Origin of the sequence: Buttiauxella noackiae ATCC 51607 (genome assembly GCF_001654865.1) — a bacterium.
Taxonomy (GTDB): domain Bacteria; phylum Pseudomonadota; class Gammaproteobacteria; order Enterobacterales; family Enterobacteriaceae; genus Buttiauxella; species Buttiauxella noackiae.
This window is the reverse complement of sequence record NZ_LXEO01000014.1, coordinates 122,203-139,452: the sequence shown is the minus strand read 5'-3', so window position 1 is coordinate 139,452 and position 17,250 is coordinate 122,203. Positions and strand designations below refer to the sequence as shown.

The window sequence follows — 17,250 nt, the reverse complement described above, 5'->3', positions numbered from 1 at the left end:
AATCCTCCGGTACAGAGTATTGATTTAAGGGTAAGAGTTTTTGTTATGAAATCGATTACATTCGCACTTCATTAAAAATGTAATCGATTTCATCAGGGTTACCATCATGCTGATGAATTATTTGTTACTATCAATTCAAATCTGGAATGTGGTTCACAAATCAACCGTTCGTCCAAAGGATCAACATGTCGATAGATAAAGTGGCGAGAATTGCTGGTGTTTCTACCGCGACCGTTTCCAGGGTTTTAAACGGCAATCCCGCCGTTAAACCGGACACGCGCGATAAAGTGCTGGCGGCGATCGAGGCGTGCGAATACCAACCTAACCTGCTGGCGCGCCAGTTACGCACTTCACGCAGTCGCATGCTATTAGTGTTGGTTTCAAACATCACCAACCCCTTCTGCGCCCGCGTAGTGCGCGGTATCGAAGAGGAAGCGGAAAAGCATGGCTACCACATTCTGCTATGCAATTCTGAATCACGCCTGACGCGAGAATCGGCCTATTTGCGTCTGTTAAGCGGCAAAGTAGTCGATGGCGTTATCACCATGGATGCCATCAGTTGCTTGCCGGGGTTAACCACGCTGATTGGGGATTCACCCTGGGTACAATGTGGTGAAGGCGATCCGGGTTATAACGCATCATCGGTAACCATTGATAATTTCAAAGCGGCTTCTGCCGCAGTCGATCACCTGATGACATCAGGATATAAACGCATCGCATTAATCAACGGCGATCTGCGTTATCTCTATTCTCAACAGCGTGAAGCGGGATATCGCGCTGCTTCTGGTAAAAACTGGCAAGCGGTGGTGTATGCCGACAGCCTGGAATATCAGGCGGGCATACAAGCGATGGCTGAACTGTTTACCCTGCCCGAACCGCCGGATGCGGTATTCGCCATTTCCGATGCACTGGCCGGTGGCGCGATGCATTACGCTCATGAGCAAGGTTTGCGTGTTCCGGAAGATGTCGCGGTAATGGGCTTTGATGGCGTGCCGTTTGGTTCCGTCACCTATCCACCGCTCACCACTATCGAACAGCCAATGCACCAGCTCGGCGTTCGCAGCGTGCAGTTGCTGCTTGAGCGCATTAATAACCCGGAAGTTGAAACTGTGAATGAGATTCTGGACTGGAAATTACTGGTGCGGGGATCGGTATAGTTAATTTCGTGAAATTAAATTTATGGGGCGGGAAAGTACGCTATTTCCCGCAATAATTCGGGTGCTATATGGATAACGTTACCGTTTATTTAAGCCTGATTTATTTATAATCAATAATCCCTACCTGCTTTGCCATAAATAACTCATTTCTTTCGACAATCTCTTCAACGACTTTTCCTTCGGAATTAAATCGGAAATAAGTCAACGCGGTCCATGTAACATCTTTGCCATGAACATCAAAACCATGCCAGGTGTTAGAACCTCGCGCAACATGTTTTAAATGAACCACCACTACATCTTCAGTGACCACTTCTTTGCTGAATGTCGTGACAATGGATTCATAGCGGTCTAATACGTGTTCGGTTAACGCTTGCTTGAAATTCTCAATACCATGTATTGGTGCATCGCAATCAGGGCGATGAATAATGACATCTTTGGCAAAATACTCATCAACACGCTGTGCATCTTTTCCATCGACACAATATTTGAAGTATTTTTTTACTGTTGCAAGGTTATTTTCTTTCATGGGAAAACTCCGGCTGGATAATATAAAAACGAGTATATGAAGGTTTGTGATATTCGTAAATACCGGATATATTGCATGTGATATTCAAAAAGTGGATAGCACATGAGAACAGACAGATTAGAACGTTGGGCGACGGTAAGACATTTTCGTCTGGCGATAGCGCTCTTTGAGTACGGAAGTGTTCTTCACGCCGCACGTTCACTAAAGGTTTCACAACCAACCGCCAGTAAACTGCTTCAGGATCTTGAAGATGCAGTCGAGGCAAAGCTGTTTTTGCGCAATCGTCGTGGTGTGACGCCCACGGAACTGGGTCGGGACTTTGTCGAGAGAAGCAAAATGGTGCTGGCGCAGCTTGACCAAGTATCTCAGGCGATCGATGCCATGGGACGCGGGCAAACAGGCAGGGTTGCGATTGGCAGTATTTTGACCGGATCGAGTTACCTGATCCCTGCGGCAATTGCCAGGCTAAGTGTTTCCCGGCCCGATATTCGTATAAAAATTGTTGAAGGCGTTAGTGGAGAGCTCCTACCCCGACTGATTTCTGGAGAGCTGGATTTCCTGGTGGGCCGTCTATCCGATATTCGTTCCAGTGCAGTCATCGCACAGGAAGCACTATTTAGCGAAAATGCCATCATTGTTGCGCGGCGCGGGCACCCACTGGAACAAAATCCTAATGCAACACTTGAGACACTAAAGCGCGAGGCATGGATTTTGCCTCCGGTTGAGACCACGTTGCGTAAGCAATTTGATAATATTTTTTATCATGAAAATATGGATCCTCCCCATGCCACTATTGAAGCGGTTTCGTTTTTTAATATCTTGTGGTTATTAAAAAAGACAGACCTATTGGGGATCTTGCCGCAGTCTATTGTGACTGATTTGACTTACCGTAACGATCTTGTGAGGCTCCCGTCATTCGAGCCGCTGATTCTGGAGCAAATTGGTATTTCCCGACTTGCCGACTCCGAATTATCACCCGCAGCAGTTGCACTCGTAGACTCAATTCGCAGCGTAATGGAAAGTAATACTGAAAAATAAAATAAGGGCAACCATCTGGCTGCCCGGTATTATTTCAAATCGTCTTACTTCAACGCCTCAGGCAATTTAATAACCCAAAGCTCATTTTGTGATTCAGGTTTTTCCAACGGTTTTAAAGCGATTTTAGTCGCGACTTCTTTACCGTCGCGCAGCAGATGCCCTTTGCCATCCACCTCATAGTCATCTGCTTTCTTATCGTCAGCATCCGGGTTTTCCAGTACCGGCTGCAGACCAAAATCGTTGTCGTTAATCACGGCGATGGTCTGGTTATCAATCAGCGTCATGCCTTCCGCTTTCTCTTGCTGCCAGCCCAGTTTACGCAGATCAACAATCTCTTTTTTCTCCGCCAGTTTGATACCACGTGCTTTCAGTTGTTCGGCGTCGTCAAACTCGGGTGCTTTTTCTTTATCGAATGAACTCAGATCGCTGGCATGGCTGAGGTCAACGACATAAATCAGATTACGCATGGCTTTGTTTTTGTCACCGCCCTGCTCAATCAGCAGCAGGCGGTTGTTATCCAGTGCAACGATATCGCCAATTTTAGCGTCTTTGGCTTTCTTGTAGACATCCACATCAATGGGGTAGCCGTACATCTCGGTTTTGCCGGTTTCCGGGTTAAAGCTCACCAGGCGGGTAAACTGCGCGCTGTTTTTGGTTTTGCCGTCGATATCCAATGTGCTTTGCACGGCGGCGATAATACGTCCGTCTGGCATGCGTGTAATCCCTTCAAAACCACGGTTGGCCTGGCGCCATTTGATAATGTTCGGCAAGCCCCCCGCCACGCCCTGCTCGCCTTGTTCTGCCTGCGGGCCATATTTTTTAAGGATTTTGCCGTTAGCGTCGATATTGATGATGAATGGGCCATATTCGTCACACAACCAGTAACCGCCTTTGCCATCCGGGGTGACCCCCTCAGTATCCAGGCCACGTTTATCACTCGATAACTGCTGCAAGGTGTCACTCAAGGCGATTTCATTGGTGGCACCGATTAACCCTTCCGGTAACGGTAGGCCGCTAATTGGGCCGTTCTCGTCATGCAGCGCATGGGCATCAGTAGCCTGCGCTTTGCCATCGGCAACGCGGATAGTCATCAGCAATGGGGTAAATTTGGGGTTAGCAAAAATCTTTGAATCTTTTTTACCGGCTTTTGGTGAGTCAGCATTTGGGCCGCGATCGGTTACCGTGGCAAATACCAGTGCATTACCCTCTTTACGAATAAATTGCAGCCCCGACCCCACGCCAACCGGTAAACCATCCGGGAAATGACTGGCATATGCCCCTTTATATTCGACATGGTCACCTTGTGGAAATGTGACAACATAACGATCAACCTGCGGTTCTGCTGCCTGGCTTGCCAGAGGGAGTAAAGAGGTCAATAACAGCGCAAAAGGTTTTAATTTCATGGTGTTTGCTACCCTTGGTTTTGGTCACCCGTTTTGGTCAACAAGATATAAAGCAGTCATATGACACAAATATGACTATTTTCTTACGTGATGACTTTGTGCAACTAAATATCCTGCAATTCTTGCCGATATACCCAGGTGTGCTGGCTGAAACGAGTCAGGTTATTTTATAAACAAAAGGGTATCGCATGTCCGTCAGGCGTTTTTCGATTCTAGTTTTCAGTACGTTACTGATTATTTTTCTGGTTAGCACTGCATCCAACATCTGGTCATTAACGCGAAGCAACCAATCTCTGGATAATGTAAATCGCGAAATCCGTGTGGTGTTATCGGTTATCGACCCAATCAATCACAGCCGCACCATGCGCGTTCGTGCCATGGAAGCGTTAGAAGAACGTGAGCAAGGATTAAACGATCAGGGGCTACAGGCACTCAACGGCGCACAATCGGTACTAGAGAAGGCAAACATCGCATTTCAGGCTTATCTTGAGGCACCCAAACAGCCTGGTGAACAGGTCTTGACTGATTCCTATCAGAACGCATTTGTGAATTATCGTGAGCAAGGCTTACAACCCTTACTGGATGCTGTCCGCGCCAACGACATTCCACGTGCTCGTGCGCTGGTGACATCCACCCTGCCGCAGCTGGATAAGCAATTTGAAGTCGCACTGGATAAATTACTGGCATTCCGCCAGCAGTATGCGCAGCAGCTCAACAAAGATGCTCAATCTGGTTTCAAACAGAGTCTCGTGAGTATCGCGATTTTTGCACTGATCTTCGCCGTTATCCTCGGTGCCGTATTCTGGCTTCTAAAAAAACGGGTACTCAACGAACTGGATAAAGCCAAAGAGCATTGCACTGAAATCGCCAGCGGTGTGTTGCATACGCCGATTGTTGCCAGCGCCAATGACGAGATTGGTGCAATGATGCGCGAGCTTGAGCAAATGCGTGTATCACTGGCAAGTATTATCGGCCAGGTGCGCGAGTCGAGCCAGACCGTGGCTTACGCCTCTGAAGAGATTGCCGCCGGTAACACCGACCTTTCTGCCAGAACCGAAGAGCAGGCGTCATCGCTGGGTCAAACGGCTGCCAGCATGGAGCAGTTGACCGTAACGGTAAAATCGACTTCTGACAACTCTCGCCAGGCCAACAAACTGGCAAATGGCATGCTAACTGCTGCCAATGATGGCAATGAGATTGTCAGTGAAGTAATTGATTCAATGCGTAATATTGAGTCCAGTTCCAGCAAAATCGACAATATTATTAGCATTATCGAAGATATCGCTTTCCAGACCAATATTCTGGCGCTGAATGCCGCGGTTGAAGCCGCACGCGCAGGTGAGCAAGGCCGCGGATTTGCAGTTGTAGCAACAGAGGTACGCAACTTGGCCCAACGTTCATCGGTGGCAGCGAAAGAGATCAAAGAGCTAATTGAGCTTTCTGGCGAGCAAGTCAATATCGGCAGCAATCTGGTGAACCGTGCGGGCGAAAGTATGCAACGCATTTCCAACGCCATCAAAGAAGTCACCGGGCTGATGGAAGAGATTGCAGTGTCCACAGGTGAGCAAAGCCGCGGTATCGAGCAGATTAACCAGGCTGTAGTGCAAATGGATGTGGTGACGCAGCAAAATGCCGCGTTGGTAGAGCAGGCTTCAGCGGCGGCAATGTCGCTTAAAGAGCAGTCGCAAGCGTTAAATGAAACGGTAGCGGTATTCAAATTGGCGTAAGCGGGATCGGGTGACGTCAGTCACCCGACAAACCGATAACCAAACTTTTCGGCAAGCGTCGTCACCAGGCGGACGTTATCCCACTGCTGCTCGGGCGTAAGGCTATTACCCTCCTTTGATGCCAGATAAATGGGAGCGTCCATTTCATTAGCGCCAGACTTATTTATAAATCTCCGCAGAACCGCACAAACGGTTGTTGCCGTAAGCCCCGACGATACGGTAAGAACTGGCACCCATTCTGGTGGCTTTGACATTCATTTCATGTTGCAGACTTGAAATGCTATTACTGCTTGTGCATGCGGTAATGACACCGACTTTCTCCTGAGTCACTGGCGCTGAGTCAACCAGGTTTGCAGCTATAGAAGAGAAAGAAAGCGTAGCCAGAGTAAGAGCGGCGAGGGTCATTGTTACGTTTTTCATCATCTGTTTTCCTTTTCTGTATTCGTATATGAGCTCCGTTTAATCAGCGGAGCTCATTATTTAGAATGTTTCCTCAGTACTGAGTGACGCGGTTAACCTCTTGAGGTAGGTTGGCGCTATGGGTCGGGATATCAGGTATTTCGCACCGGGAAGCCCACCTTGCTAAGTGCTGCGATGAAATCGCTCTCCTCCATGGTGCTATCAACCCAAACTTCACCTAAAGCCGTGTTAGTCTCGATGGGTGCATGCGGATCGACACTCAGTAGCGCTTGGGTGACGGACTTAGCGCAGCCGCCGCAGGTCATTTTTGGAATGTAGAAATGAAGCATTTTGATCTCCTGTTTGTTTACTGTTTCAAACTCACTATCGAGCTTGACAGCGTGGTAAGGTCAAATGCTTTTCAACAAAATTTTCCAGTAAAGTGGCGGCTTTATAAATCATCAATCAGCGTGACGATGAGCGGGAAGAAGCGCGAGTATCCACACCAAACCGCGGCGTCCGGCGTGAAGTGAGTGGCGGTTGTTCCGCTGCGGCGATGGACTCAGCCAGGTCTGCAAGGATCGGGCAATTTGGACGGTCATTACCGCGGCAGTGATCGGCAAGATGCTCGAGCGTTTGCGCCATCGCTTGCAGCTCGTCAATTTTCGCCTTTAGTCTGGCAACATGGGAGAGCGCCATCATCTTGACATCGGCGCTCGCACGGTCACGGTCGTGCCACAAAGCCAACAATACCCCGCTCTGTTCGACCGAAAAGCCCAGGTCGCGGGCGCGACGAATGAAGCAAAGACTATGCACGTCCGGCTGGCTGTAATGTCGATAACCGGCATCAGAACGAAGGGCTTTGGGGATCAAACCAATCTGTTCGTAATAGCGAATCATCTTTGCTGACACACCGGAAAACTTGGCTGCTTGACCGATATTCATCATTCACTCCTTCTGGGGGGAATCCCCTCAAGCAAGCGAGGGGATTATCTGTTTAACCGACTCAGCGTCGGTCGTTGTGGGTTTCAACCATCATGGGTGCCTGGAAGCGTTTGAGTCGTAGAGCGTTGCCAAGCACAAAGACGCTGGAAAGCGCCATCGCGGCGGCGGCGAAAATTGGCGAAAGCAATGTGCCATTCACCGGGTAGAGAGCCCCTGCTGCAACAGGAATAAGTACTGCGTTGTAGGCAAAAGCCCAGAACAGGTTCTGTTTGATGTTGCGGATCGTCGCCTTGCTAAGCGCGATGGCATTCGGCACGCCACGCAAGTCGCCCGACATCAGCACGACATCAGCCGCCTCGATCGCCACATCCGTTCCCGTGCCGATGGCGAGTCCAACGTCCGCTTCAGCCAGCGCTGGCGCGTCGTTGATTCCGTCACCCACAAAGGCAACCCGCGCGCCATTGATCCGGAACGTCTTCAGCGCTGCGACTTTACCGTCGGGTAAGACCTCGGCTGCGACTTCATCTATGCCGAGCTGTTTAGCAATCGCCGCAGCCGTCGCGGCATTGTCGCCAGTGATCATCGCCACCTTGAGTCCAAGTGCGTGTAGCGCCTTGATAGCCTCAGGTGTTGTCTCTCTGATCGGATCGGCGACGGCAATTACCGCCGCCAGGTGACCGTCTATTGCCGCATAAAGTGGACTTTTTCCTTGCTCGCCCAGACGCTGAGCGGTCGCCAGGAAGCTTGTCACATCAAGGCCGAGCTGTGTCATGAACCGGTCAGCGCCAACGGCGACGGTCCGGCCTGCGACCCTGGCCGATACACCGAAGCCCGGTGTTGCATCAAAGTGTTCAATGGCTGCAAGCGGGATACCCCGCTGCTTCGCGGCTAAGACAATCGCTTCTGCTATTGGGTGCTCGGAGCGGGTTTCAACTGACGCCACCAACGCGAGAACGTCGTCATATTCGAAACCTTCGGCGGGAACGAGGTCGGTCAGTTCAGGGCGTCCTTTGGTCAGCGTGCCGGTCTTGTCGAGGGCGACGACGCTAACATCGCGCAGTGCCTGTAAAGCTTCACCTTTGCGAAAGAGAACGCCGACCTCAGCCGCTCGCCCCGTACCGACCATAATTGATGTCGGCGTGGCGAGCCCCATAGCACACGGGCAGGCGATAATGAGCACTGCAACCGCATTGACGAGTGCGAAGGTCAGCGCCGGAGCCGGGCCTAAGACCAGCCAGACCAGGAAGGTCAGCGTGGCAGCAGCCATCACCGCGGGGACAAACCACATTGTCACCTTATCGACAAGCGCCTGGATAGGTAGCTTGGAACCCTGTGCCTCCTCGACCAGACGGATGATTTGCGCAAGCACCGTATTCACACCAACTTTGGTGACACGGAAGCTGAAAGCCCCTGTCTTGTTTATTGTGCCCCCGACGACTTCAGCGCCTACCCCTTTGGACACGGGCACCGGCTCGCCGGAGATCATGCTTTCGTCAACATAAGAAGACCCCTCGACGACCTCACCATCGACCGGAATCTTCTCGCCCGGACGAACGAGTACGATGTCTCCCATCTTCACCTGATCGAGCGGGATCTCGACAGACTCGCCGTTGCGCTCAACGCGCGCGGTCTTGGCCTGCAGCCCTACGAGCCGTTTGATTGCCTGCGAGGTTCGCCCTTTGGCACGCGCCTCCAACGTGCGCCCAAGCAGGATCAAGGTCACGATAACGGCGGCGGCTTCGAAGTAAATATTGGCGGTACCCTCAGGTAGCACTTCAGGGGCGAAGGTCGCGACGACCGAATAGCCGTAAGCTGCCGCGGTGCCGACCGATACCAACGAGTTCATGTCGGGAGCACCGCGTAGCAACGCCGGTATGCCCTTACGAAAGAAGCGCAGGCCTGGACCAAACAAGACAAGACTTGCAAGAACAAACTGCATGTACCAGCTCGTCTGCTGACCAATAACCGCCATTACCCAATGATGCATGGAGGGAATAAGGTGCGAACCCATCTCCAGGATGAAAACTGGCAAGGTAAGGATGCCTGCAATAAAGAAAGATCGCCGCAGCGCAAGTGCCTCACTTTCGCGACGTTCAGCATCTTGATCGCCGGTATTCACCGCCTCGGCGGATAAACGACGGGATTTGTAGCCTGCCTGTTCAACCGCGGCTTCAAGATCATTCGTTGTGACCACCCCGGCAAGGTGACGCACTCTTGCGCGCTCGGTCGCCAGATTGACCGTGGCTTCTAATACACCGGGGATCTTCGCGAGCGCTTTCTCAACGCGACCCACACATGACGCACAGGTCATATCTTCGATCGCAAGCTCAGTGGTCTCTTCGCGGACAGTGTAACCAGCTTTCTCGATAGCGCTGACTGCCCCCTGGGGATTTGCCCTATCGGTGAAGGTGATATCGGCACGTTCAGTAGCAAGGTTGACCGCTGCCGATTGCACTCCAGGGACCTCTTTCAGCGCACGCTCGACCCGACCAACGCACGATGCGCAGGTCATACCTTCGACCGGTAAGCTCAGACGAGTGACTGAGGACGTTGATGGATTGGAAACTTGTTGGAAAGCCATTGCTTTACCCCTTTAATGTTACTGTTTAAAAAAACTTAAACCTTCCCCTCAGGGGAAGGTCAAGCTTCGTGGGTAATTTGTTTCGCGAAGCGTTAATCCGCTCGACCACCCGCTCCGTTACAATCGTTATCCGACTGGGTACATATCTCCCAGCCACCGCCTAACGCCTTATAAATGCTGACAACTGCAAGGCGCTGGTTGGTGCGAGCAACGACCAGCGCACGGCGGCTTGCAAAGTCGGTACGTTCAGCGTCGAGCACATCCAGGTATTGACCTTCGCCTTCTGAAAATTGCAGCTGAACAAGCCGTGCCGCTTCGCGATTTGCCTCTGACTCAAGCAGACGTAACCCAAGCGTGTTGCCCGCGGCTCCGTAGGCTCTAAAGGCGTCATCGGTTTCTTGCAGTGCGCGCAAAATAGTCTGGTCGTAGACGTTCAACGCCTCTTTGGTTCGTGCCTCGCTGGCGGCTATCCGGGCCCGCACACGCCCAATATCGAGAAGTGACCAGCGAATAATCGGGCCAATGAAGCTGGACTGCGCCCCGGCACCACTCATCGCATCAAGGCTCCCTGCAACCAGCCCTATCGAACCTTGCACCTGGATATCAGGGTAAAGGCCGGCTGTCTCTACCCCAATTCGGGCGGTTGCCGCAGCGAGAGTCCTTTCGGCGGCCGCAATATCGGCGCGGCGTGCGAGGAGTGCCGTAGGATCACCCACGGAAATCGTCCGAATCGCTAATGTTTCACGCCCAGCTGTGGGCGCGGGTGGTTTGAATGTCTGGGGTACTTCACCAAGGAGAATGGCCAGTGCGTTGACGGAAGCTGCACTGCGACGTTCCAGTTCGGGTGCGGCCGCTTCAACATTGCGCAACAACGCCTCAGCACGGAATCGGTCAAACTCACTGGCCGAACCCGCACTCACGAGACGTTCGACCTGCTCCAGGCTTTCGCGCTGGCTTTGGCTGATGTCGGTAAGAACAGCCAGTTCGGCTTCGATTCCTTGTAATTCAAACCAGGTAGCGGCCACCTCGGCAACGACACTCGCCTGCGTGCTTCGCAGTAGCGCTTCGCGGGAACCCGCCTGAGCCCTGGCCTCCTCCACCGATCGCCGCACGCGGCCAAAGAGATCAATTTCCCAGGACGCATCCACTGCGCTGCGATAGGATTCGGTATGACGCGGCTGGTCAGGTGGCGTATCGACTTCATTGCGTTGGCGCTTCTCATAACTCAGCACCGGACCACCCACCGGCAGGAATCCCTGACGGTTCTCACGCACCATGGCCCTTGCCTCTTCGAGTCGCGCGGCAGCGATTCCAATATCGTGGTTCGCCGCAAGCGCCCGTTGGATCAAGATGTCTAAAGCAGGATCGTCGAAGGTGCGCCACCATTGCACCTCGACGGCCCCCGAGGTAAGACCTGCGGCTGGCGTGCCGAAGGTCGCGGGTAACGGGGAGGAAGGTATTGAGTAATCGGGACCAACTGTCACGCATCCGGTCAGCAGGCTGAGCGTACTCAGAGAAAGCAGAACGGCTTTAGAAAGACTTCTCATGACTTAGCCTCCTTGTGCGCGACTTCGACTTTGATCTGTACTGCTCGAAACGGGTTTCCAGAGCACGCATAACCACATAGAAAACCGGTGTCAGGAACAATCCAAACAGGGTCACGCCGAGCATGCCCGCGAATACCGCGATGCCCATAGCCTGGCGCATCTCAGCCCCAGCACCATTAGCCAATACCAGCGGAACGACACCGGCGATGAAGGCGAGTGACGTCATCAGGATCGGCCGCAGTCGTAGTCGACAAGCCTCAATGACCGCATCGAGCGTCGTTGCCCCTTCGCCTTCAAGGCTGCGCGCAAATTCAACAATAAGAATGGCGTTTTTGGCCGCCAAACCGACGAGCACGATGAGCCCAATCTGGACGAATACGTTGTTGTCACCGCCTGCCAACCAGACGCCAACAATCGCGCTCAACAGACACATCGGTACGATCAGCAGAACCGACAAAGGCAACAGCCAACTGTTGTATTGCGCAGCGAGGATCAGATAAGCCAGCAGTACACAGAGCAGGAAAATATACAGCGCCGAACCTCCGGCCAGCTTTTGCTGATAAGTAAGGTCAGTCCATTCAAAGGTCATGCCCTCAGGGAGAACGTCCTTCGCTATACGTTCCATAGCCGCAACTGCCTGTCCTGAACTGACGCCCATCATCGCGCCGCCCGAAATGTCGGCCGAAGGATAGCCGTTATAGTGAATCACACGGTCTGGACCGGAACCCGGCGTGACGGTGACAAACGAGGACAAAGGCAACATGTTTCCGGCCGCGTTACGTACTTGCAAACGGCCGATGGCTTCGGCCTGCATGCGGTAGTCTGCATCGGCTTGAGCCGTGACTTTATAGGTGCGACCGAATCGGTTGAAATCGTTGACATAAAGGGATCCGAGATAGACCTGGAGCGACTCGAAAATATCCGACAGACTCACTCCCTGACTCATGGCCTGGGTACGATCAATAACCACGTCGAGTTGTGGTGCATTGACATCAAAGCTGGTAAGCAATCCAGCAACCTGCCCTGATTCGGTGGCTTTCGTCATCAGAAGCTGAGTTTGCTGGACCAGGGCATCAAACCCGGCGCCGCTGCGGTCCTCAACTTGCATTTTGAAGCCCCCGGTAGCACCAAGGCCAGGCACTGGTGGCGGTGGGAATACCCCGAGGAAACCATCAGGGATGCTGGCGAATTTCGCTTGTAGTCGCCCGGCTATCGCGGTGGCGGTAAGATTGGGTGTCGTGCGCGCTTCGAATGGGTCGAGCATTACGAACATGACCGCAGCGTTTGGGACGTTGACGAAACCGTTAATCGACAGCCCAGGGAATGCCACGACGCTCTCCACACCCGGTTCATCAAGCGCAAGCTTCGACATCTGCTTTACCACTGCGTCGGTGCGATCCAACGATGCAGAGTTAGGGAGCTGTGCGATGCCAACCAGATAATATTTATCCTGCATCGGCACAAAGCCTGGTGGGACAGCCTTGAACCCGAAGAAGGTCAGCACGAGCAGCCCACCGTAGACCAAAAGCGCGAGACCACTGACTCGTACAACTTTGCGAACCGTGTTGCCATAGGCATTCGGTGCATGCTGGAACGGCCGACCAAGCAACTTAAACAACCGATCAATGCGGCCCCTCAGGCTACCAGGGTCATGTGTGACCCCTTCCTTGCGGTGCCGTAACAAAAGTGCGGCAAGCGCCGGGCTAAGGGTGAGTGAATTGATCGCCGACAAAATGGTCGAGATGGCAATAGTAAGCGCGAACTGGCGATAGAACTCTCCCTGCAGACCGCTGAGAAACGCCGTCGGGATGAAAACGGCGGCGAGCACCGATGTGATCGCGATGATAGGACCGGTGACCTCATCCATGGCGCGCTTTGCGGCCTGGGGAGGAGGCTCGCCATTTTCGATATGACGTTCGACGTTCTCGACCACGACAATTGCATCGTCTACGACGATCCCGATTGAAAGCACCAGGCCAAATAACGATAAGGTGTTGAGCGAGAAGCCCATCAGATGCATGACGGCGAAAGTGCCGATAAGCGATACCGGCACGGCCAAAAGGGGGATGAGAGAAGCCCGCCAGTTGCGCAGGAACACGACTACCACGATGACGACGAGTAGGATTGCCTCCAACAGGGTGATGACTACTGACTCAAGTGAGGCACTGACAAAGACCGTGGGGTCATAGGCGATGCGCGAACTGAGCCCTTCCGGGAAGTTAGCTTCCAACCGCTGCATGGTTGTCCGCACCGCTTGCGAAACATCCAGCGCGTTGGCACCCGGGCTCTGAATGATTTGCAAAGCCACTGCGGGTTCACCGTCAAGCAGGCTGCGCAGCGCATAGGCATCGGCACCCATCTCGATGCGAGCGACATCGCGCAAACGCGTTACCTGCCCGTTGTCCCCTGTGCGAATAATGATGTCACCGAACTGCTCCTCGTCGGTCAAGCGCCCGAGCGTGTTCACCGTCACCTGAAATGCGGCATTGGAATTGGGAGTCTGCCCGACTGAACCGGCCGCCACCTGTACGTTCTGCTCGCGTACTGCGGCGATAACATCACCCGCCGTCAATCCTCTGGCGGCGATCAGGTCTGGATCGAGCCAAAGCCGCATACTGTATTCACCCGCCCCCCAAACCAGGACGTCACTGATCCCCGGAATGCGGGACAGCTCATCGCGCACCTGGAGGTAAGCGTAATTCGAAATATAGAGAGGATCGTAACGTTTATCAGGCGACAGCAGGTGAACCACCATCAAGATGTCCGGGGAGGTTTTTTGTGTGACGACGCCCTGGCGCTGTACCTCCTCAGGCAGGCGCGGCAGCGCGCGCGAGACTCGGTTTTGTACCTGGATCTGTGCCATATCGGCATCAGTCCCCTGCTTAAACGTGACCGTCAGGATCATTCGACCATCGGTTGCCGATTGTGACGACATATACAGCATGCCCTCGACCCCGGTGATTGCCTGCTCAAGTGGTGCTGCCACTGTTTCAGCGATCACCTTAGGATTGGCACCAGGATAAGAAGCCGTCACTTGCACGGTCGGCGGCGTCACCGCTGGATATTCGCTAAGTGGCAATTGGAAGAAGGCAACGGTTCCGGCGATCACCATTAGAATCGACAGGACGATGGCAAAGATCGGGCGATCGATGAAAAAACGAGGGAAAGTCATTGTGCGCCTCCTGATGCTGGTGGGACCACAACAGGCGTGCCATCAATTGCTGCTGTCTGTGGCGTGACTTGCATACCCGGACGTACCAGCCCTTTAACGACGATGCGCTCGCCTGGCTGCAAACCTTGCTCTATCACTCGTAAACCCTCGACCATCGGCCCAGTCTCGACGGGGCGGTATTCCGTCTTGTCATCTTTGCCAACAACAAGTACGTAGCGGCGGCCCTGGTCGGTGCCAATCGATTGATCTGAGATCAGCACCCTGGATTGCGATACGCCGGTCTCCAGTTTGACCCTGGCAAAAAGACCGGGCATCAAATGCCCATCAGGGTTGTCGACAACCGCACGGATACGCACCGTTCCCGTGCCACGATCGGCGGCGTTGGAGAGAAAATCGACACGGCCTTGCCGCGAATAGGTCTTATCGGTGGGCAGAGCTACCATGACTTTTGCCGCCTGCGATCCGTCCGAGCTAGCGTTGACTCGCCCTGCGGCGAGCGATTGCAAATACGTACGCTCGTCGACATCGAAATAGACATGAAGTGGGTTAATCGAGACGATCGTTGTGAGTGGCGTTACGCCACTGGCGACATAGTTACCCTCGGTAACGAGAACCTGGCCAACACGCCCGCCAATTGGCGCAGTGACGCGCGTGAAACTCATGTCCAGTAGCGCTGCATCCAATGCTGCTTTTGCGGCATCAACCTGGGCTTTACCCATATTCAGCGAAGCAGTTGCATTGTCGAGACGCTCGCGAGCAACCACTTTTTGGGTGAACAGTCGTTGGGTTCGGGTATATTCTGTCTGCGCAAGCATTGATGCCGCTTCAGCCTCTCGTAAGCGCGCCCTCTCAGCATTCACTCGGGCCTGAAATACTCGAGGGTCAATACGAAACAGTTCACTGCCCGCTTCAACAACACTTCCTTCGGGTACGCTCACGGCCTGAAGATAGCCTGCAACTCGTGGGCGAAGTTCTACTCGCTTAACGGCGGTCAGCGAGCCGGTGAGTTCGACAAAGGGCGTCACTGGGCGAACTATCACCTCAGCCACCGGAACACCAGGCGGCTTTACGGCAGCGGCAACGGTTGCCGTCTCATTACACCCAGCGATAGCGAGCACGACGCTTATCGTCGCAGTCATTAAGATTACGGAATTGGCTTTCATCATTTTGCCCTTTAAGACGGGAATCGACGGTTAATTTTGCTGAGCCGAAACAGCTCTTCAGCCATTTAGCCGACTTACCACTGTTGGAAGGTCAAGGGTTTTTTTGAGGATTGGAGCGATCTTTTGCAAAGTACGGTTGGCGGCAAAGTACGATCCAGGGGGATGGTCAGGAAAGTGGATATCAGTGGGAAACTCAGTATTAGGGACGTGTAGCTAAAGGCGTTTATCCGCGAGCATATCGGCAGAAGGAAGCTGGATGGGGACAATATGAAGTGCGTTAGTACAGCACAAGAGCGGGCATGATCGACCTGAAAAACAGGCCGATCATGATGGGTAAAGGATGTTAAAAATTGCTCACCATGTGTCCGAACACTTCTCTACCATGGCCTGGACTATCCACCCTGGATGTCTCTGGGTCCGTGAACAATCGGCTTGCTCGTTACCAAACCTTTTCAGCAAGCTCCGTCACCAGGCGGACTTTATCCCACTGCTGCTCGGGCGTAAGGCTATTACCCTCCTCTGTTGAGGCAAAGCCACACTGCGGGCTGAGGCAGATTTGGTTGATATCAACATATTGCGCGGCTTCGTTAATTCGTTGTTCAATCAACTCAGGGTTTTCCAGCTCACCATTTTTTGTGGTGATAAGCCCTAAAACTACCTGCTGATGACCCGGGCGCACAAAGCGCAGCGGCGCAAAATCACCGGAACGGTCGTTATCGTATTCAAGGAAGAAGGCATCCACATTGACACTGCCGAACAACACTTCAGCAACTGGCTCGTAACCCCCCTCAGAAATCCAGGTTGAACGGAAGTTACCGCGGCAAACATGCAGGCCGATAACCAAATCGTCCGGCTTGCCTTCCAGCGCTTTATTCAGCACCTGAGCATAGATTTTCGCCAGTTGGTCTGGATCATCACCACGCTCGCGGATCTCTTTACGTTGTGCATCGGAGCACAGATAAGCCCAAACGGTGTCATCAAGTTGCAGATAACGGCAACCTGCTGCATAAAACGCCTGAATGGCATCGCGCCAGGTCGTTGCAAGATCGTCAAAATACTCTTTTAAATCAGGGTACACATTACTGTCGATAGCATTGCGGCCACCACGGAAATGCAACACGCTTGGGCTTGGAATGGTCATTTTTGGCACCGCGTTGCCGCTGATGCTTTTCAGATAGCGAAAATCTTCCAGCATTGGGTGCGAACCAAACCCAAGTTTACCCACCACACGCACGCTGTGTGCTTTGGTCTGTACCCCATTAAACTGAATGCCCTGTTCTGATTCGTAGCGTTCCACACCTTGCAGGCCGTCGAAGAAATCAAAATGCCACCACGCCCGACGGAACTCACCATCAGTCACCACGTGCAGGCCGCAAGCGCACTGCTGCTCGACCGAAGCACGAATCGCATCATCTTCAACTTTGCGCAACTGGCTGGCGTCGATTTCACCTTCAGCAAACGCCTGACGGGCATTTTTGATAGTGGCTGGACGTAAGAAACTACCGACAATGTCGGCACGGAATGGAGCGCGATGTGGTGTGGTCTGTGGCATGTGTTTTCTCCGCTAACCCGGCTAATTAATTTAGCAAGGT

14 protein-coding genes and 1 pseudogene are annotated in these 17,250 nt (G+C 53.0%); 4 read left to right on the top strand and 11 right to left on the bottom strand.

The genetic code is table 11. From position 1 onward, the window contains the following. The first annotated feature begins 185 nt into the window (after nt 1-185). On the top strand, nt 186-1,157 hold the full coding sequence (locus M979_RS05895) for a LacI family DNA-binding transcriptional regulator (protein WP_064554096.1): 972 nt from the start codon (nt 186-188) through the stop codon (nt 1,155-1,157). Between the two features lie 100 nt (nt 1,158-1,257). On the opposite strand, the gene M979_RS05890 is transcribed toward M979_RS05895, so the two are convergent. After that, a complete protein-coding gene (locus tag M979_RS05890; protein WP_064554095.1) occupies nt 1,258-1,683 on the bottom strand; it encodes an ester cyclase in 426 nt (141 codons plus the stop codon). Between the two features lie 102 nt (nt 1,684-1,785). Between M979_RS05890 and M979_RS05885 the strand changes: the two genes are divergently transcribed. Then, on the top strand, nt 1,786-2,721 hold the full coding sequence (locus tag M979_RS05885; RefSeq protein ID WP_034455692.1) for a LysR substrate-binding domain-containing protein: 936 nt from the start codon (nt 1,786-1,788) through the stop codon (nt 2,719-2,721). Between the two features lie 44 nt (nt 2,722-2,765). Here M979_RS05885 and M979_RS05880 read toward each other — a convergent pair whose 3' ends face one another. Further along, complete coding sequence (locus M979_RS05880) at nt 2,766-4,124, bottom strand: esterase-like activity of phytase family protein (RefSeq protein WP_064554094.1); 1,359 nt, start codon at nt 4,122-4,124, stop codon at nt 2,766-2,768. A 188-nt stretch (nt 4,125-4,312) separates the two neighbouring features. On the opposite strand from M979_RS05880, the gene M979_RS05875 reads away from it, so the two are divergent. Further along, nucleotides 4,313-5,851: a methyl-accepting chemotaxis protein gene (locus M979_RS05875; protein ID WP_064554093.1), complete on the top strand. Its 1,539-nt coding sequence runs from the start codon at nt 4,313-4,315 to the stop codon at nt 5,849-5,851. A 20-nt stretch (nt 5,852-5,871) separates the two neighbouring features. Here M979_RS05875 and M979_RS23910 read toward each other — a convergent pair whose 3' ends face one another. The 8 genes from M979_RS23910 to M979_RS05840 all read right to left on the bottom strand — a co-directional run bounded on the left by M979_RS23910 (nt 5,872) and on the right by M979_RS05840 (nt 15,658). Further along, on the bottom strand, nt 5,872-5,994 hold the full coding sequence (locus M979_RS23910; protein ID WP_280643557.1) for a hypothetical protein: 123 nt from the start codon (nt 5,992-5,994) through the stop codon (nt 5,872-5,874). A gap of 16 nt (nt 5,995-6,010) precedes the next feature. Beyond that, a complete protein-coding gene (bhsA, locus tag M979_RS05870) occupies nt 6,011-6,271 on the bottom strand; it encodes a multiple stress resistance protein BhsA (protein WP_064554147.1) in 261 nt (86 codons plus the stop codon). Nucleotides 6,272-6,402: 131 nt separating this feature from the next. Beyond that, the gene (locus M979_RS05865) at nt 6,403-6,600 is read right to left on the bottom strand and encodes a heavy-metal-associated domain-containing protein (protein ID WP_034455695.1); all 198 of its coding nucleotides are present in this window, start codon (nt 6,598-6,600) and stop codon (nt 6,403-6,405) included. A gap of 115 nt (nt 6,601-6,715) precedes the next feature. After that, on the bottom strand, nt 6,716-7,195 hold the full coding sequence (gene cueR / locus M979_RS05860) for a Cu(I)-responsive transcriptional regulator (RefSeq protein WP_064554092.1): 480 nt from the start codon (nt 7,193-7,195) through the stop codon (nt 6,716-6,718). Between the two features lie 61 nt (nt 7,196-7,256). Further along, a complete protein-coding gene (locus M979_RS05855; RefSeq protein ID WP_064554091.1) occupies nt 7,257-9,776 on the bottom strand; it encodes a heavy metal translocating P-type ATPase in 2,520 nt (839 codons plus the stop codon). Nucleotides 9,777-9,868: 92 nt separating this feature from the next. Beyond that, a complete protein-coding gene (locus M979_RS05850) occupies nt 9,869-11,323 on the bottom strand; it encodes an efflux transporter outer membrane subunit (protein WP_064554090.1) in 1,455 nt (484 codons plus the stop codon). Continuing rightward, nucleotides 11,307-14,495, bottom strand: coding sequence for an efflux RND transporter permease subunit (locus tag M979_RS05845; RefSeq protein ID WP_064554089.1), 3,189 nt, complete (start codon nt 14,493-14,495; stop codon nt 11,307-11,309). Before M979_RS05845 ends, M979_RS05850 begins: the two co-directional genes overlap by 17 nt. Beyond that, nucleotides 14,492-15,658: an efflux RND transporter periplasmic adaptor subunit gene (locus tag M979_RS05840; protein ID WP_064554088.1), complete on the bottom strand. Its 1,167-nt coding sequence runs from the start codon at nt 15,656-15,658 to the stop codon at nt 14,492-14,494. The genes M979_RS05845 and M979_RS05840 overlap by 4 nt, the downstream gene beginning before the upstream one ends. A gap of 162 nt (nt 15,659-15,820) precedes the next feature. On the opposite strand from M979_RS05840, the pseudogene M979_RS23950 reads away from it, so the two are divergent. Continuing rightward, nucleotides 15,821-16,005 (top strand): annotated as a pseudogene (locus M979_RS23950) (IS481 family transposase); the annotation flags it as partial. Between the two features lie 92 nt (nt 16,006-16,097). Here M979_RS23950 and M979_RS05835 read toward each other — a convergent pair. Continuing rightward, complete coding sequence (locus M979_RS05835) at nt 16,098-17,210, bottom strand: cobalamin-independent methionine synthase II family protein (RefSeq protein WP_064554087.1); 1,113 nt, start codon at nt 17,208-17,210, stop codon at nt 16,098-16,100. Nucleotides 17,211-17,250: the final 40 nt, after the last annotated feature.